Source organism: Mesorhizobium sp. M4A.F.Ca.ET.022.05.2.1 (assembly GCF_003998845.1).
Taxonomy (GTDB): Bacteria; Pseudomonadota; Alphaproteobacteria; order Rhizobiales; family Rhizobiaceae; genus Mesorhizobium.
The window spans coordinates 1-2,659 of record NZ_RZOJ01000596.1 but is presented as its reverse complement, the minus strand read 5'-3'; the positions used below and the strand labels follow the sequence as shown (position 1 = coordinate 2,659).

The window sequence follows — 2,659 nt, the reverse complement described above, 5'->3', positions numbered from 1 at the left end:
ATCATCGTTGCCGTCGGCCTGTTCGCCGTCGGCGAGACGCTCTACATGGCCTCGCGCCGCTATGCCGGCAAGGACGAGATCGTGCCGCTCAAGGGCTCGCTCTACATGACCGCCGCCGAATGGGCGCGCTCGTGGAAGGCGTGGCTGCGCGGTGCCCTGATCGGCTTCCCGATCGGTGCGATGCCGGCCGGCGGCGCCGAGATCCCGACCTTCCTGTCCTATGCGATCGAGAAGAAGCTGTCGAAGCACAAGGAGGAGTTCGGCACGGTCGGCGCCATCGAGGGCGTCGCCGGCCCGGAAGCCGCCAACAATGCGTCCGCCGCCGGCGTGCTGGTGCCGATGCTCACGCTTGGCCTGCCGACCTCGGCCACCGCCGCGATCATGCTGTCGGCCTTCCAGAGCTACGGCATCAATCCCGGACCGCTGCTTCTGACGACGCAGGCCAACCTCGTCTGGGGCCTGATCGCCAGCCTGTTCATCGCCAACGTCATCCTCGTCATCCTCAACCTGCCGCTGATCGGCCTGTGGGTGCGGCTGTTGAAGATCCCGGCGCCGCAGCTCTATGCCGGCATCCTGGTGTTCGCCACCGTCGGCACCTACGGCATCTCGCAGTCGCCGATCGATCTCGTCATCCTTTATCTCCTGGGAGCGACCGGTTTCCTGATGCGGCGCTTCGATTTCCCGACCGCGCCCGTCATCATCGGCATGATCCTCGGGCCGCTCGCCGAAACGCAGTTCCGCCGCGCGATGACCATCGCCAATGGCGACTGGACGGTGTTCTACCGGCATCCGCTGTCGCTGACGCTGCTGACGCTGGCCTTCATCGGTCTCGTCGGGCCGCATATCTGGGCCTGGATCGAGCACCGGCGCCGGCGCGGACCGGAGCATGTGCCTGGCGATGCCTGATCGAACTGGAGCATCATGACAGATCTGCTTTCGGGCATCCGCGTCCTCGACCTGACCAATGTTCTGGCCGGCCCTTACTGCGCCTACCAGCTGGCGCTGCTCGGCGCCGACGTGATCAAGGTCGAGGCGCCGAATGGCGGGGATCTGGCGCGCCAGCTCGGTGCTTCGGCAAAACTCAACCAGGCTGGCATGGGCGCCTCGTTCCTGGCGCAGAACGCCGGCAAACGATCGGTCGTGCTCGATCTCAAGAAGGAGGCCGATCGCGACCGCTTCCTCGACCTGGTCGCCTCGTCCGATGCGCTGGTGGAGAACTTCCGGCCGGGCGTGATGGATCGGCTCGGTCTCGGCCATGCCAGCCTGAAGGCGGTCCGTCCCGGCCTCGTCTACTGCGCCATATCGGGGTTCGGCCAGAGCGGGCCGATGCGCGACAATCCGGCCTACGACCAAATCATCCAGGGGCTGTCGGGCATCATGAGCATCACCGGCACCCCGGAGACGGCGCCGCTGCGTGTCGGCTATCCGGTCGCCGACACGCTGGGCGGGCTGGTCGGCGCCTTCGCCATCGCCGCCGCGCTGGTCAAGCAGAAGACGACCGGCGAGGGGGCGTTCCTCGACGTGTCGATGCTCGAATGCACACTCTCTGCACTTGGCTGGCCGGTGTCCAACTATCTGACTGCCGGCGTCGAGCCGCGGCCGATGGGCAATGAGAACATGACGGCAGCACCGTCCGGCGCGTTCCGCACCGGCGAGGGGCTGCTCAACATCGCCGCCAACAAGCAGGAGCAGTTCGTCACGCTCTGCCAATTGATCGGCCGGCCGGAGCTGGCGTCCGATCCGCGCTTTGCCGAACGCGAGACGCGCAAGCAGAACCGCGCGGCGCTGAAGGTGCTGATCGAGGATGCGTTGGCGGATGCCTCGGCGGCCGCCTGGGAGGAAAAGCTCAACCGCGCCGGCGTGCCGGCCGGACGGGTGCTGACCATCCCGCAAGTGCTCGGCGAGCGCCAAGTGACAGAGCGCGGCATGACGACCCGCTTCGAAGGCATGCCCGGCATGGATCAGGCACTGACCGTGGTGCGCGGCGGCTTCATGGTCGACGGCGCAGCGCCATTGCCGGCCGGGCCGCCGCCGGCGCTGGGCGAACATATGGATGATGTCTTTGCGACGCTGCCGGCGCGCGGCAAGACAAGAGCGCAGGCATGAGCCAGGAGAAAAAGGCCGGCCGCGCGCGCGGCGAGGACTGGTGGCGGACCGGCATCATCGAGATGAGCCCAGGCGTGATCCGGCTGCGCGGCTACGAGATCCAGGACCTTATCGGCCGCGTCAGCTTTCCGGCCATGATCTGGCTGATGCTGCGCGGCGAATTGCCCAGCGAGGACCAGGCGGCGCTGCTTGGCATCGCGCTGGGTGCCGCCGTCGACCACGGGCCGCAGGCGCCGTCGATCGCCATCGCCCGCATGGCGGCGACCTGCGGCGTCGGTATCAACAATGCGATGGCTTCGGCCATTAACGTGCTGGGCGACGTGCATGGCGGCGCCGGCGAGCAGGCGCTTTCCTTCTACGGCGACATCGCCGCGGCGATGGACCAGGGCACGACGCTGGCCGATGCGGTGGCGGCGCGGCTCGATCGTTTCTTCGCCGAAGACAGGGGCTATGTGCCGGGTCTCGGCCATCGCTTCCATCCGGTTGATCCGCGCGCGCCGCGGCTCATCGAACTGACCCGCGATTTCGCGGCGCGCGCGGATCAACCGGATGG

At 67.7% G+C, this 2,659-nt stretch carries 3 protein-coding genes; all 3 read left to right on the top strand.

Going from position 1 to position 2,659, the window contains the following annotated elements; genetic code table 11:
* On the top strand, positions 1-906 hold a 906-nt coding region (locus EN745_RS33335; RefSeq protein ID WP_189363240.1), incomplete at its 5' end, for a tripartite tricarboxylate transporter permease.
* 15 nt (positions 907-921) lie between these two features.
* Positions 922-2,106, top strand: coding sequence for a CoA transferase (locus EN745_RS33330; protein ID WP_126058321.1), 1,185 nt, complete (start codon positions 922-924; stop codon positions 2,104-2,106).
* Positions 2,103-2,659: citryl-CoA lyase (locus EN745_RS33325; protein ID WP_127423204.1), on the top strand; the 557-nt coding region annotated here is incomplete at its 3' end. The genes EN745_RS33330 and EN745_RS33325, both read left to right, overlap by 4 nt.

Excerpts from the sequence above, each read along its gene's own strand:
- EN745_RS33330 (WP_126058321.1), top strand. The coding sequence starts at position 922 with ATGACAGATCTGCTTTCGGGCATCCGCGTCCTCGACCTGACCAATGTT.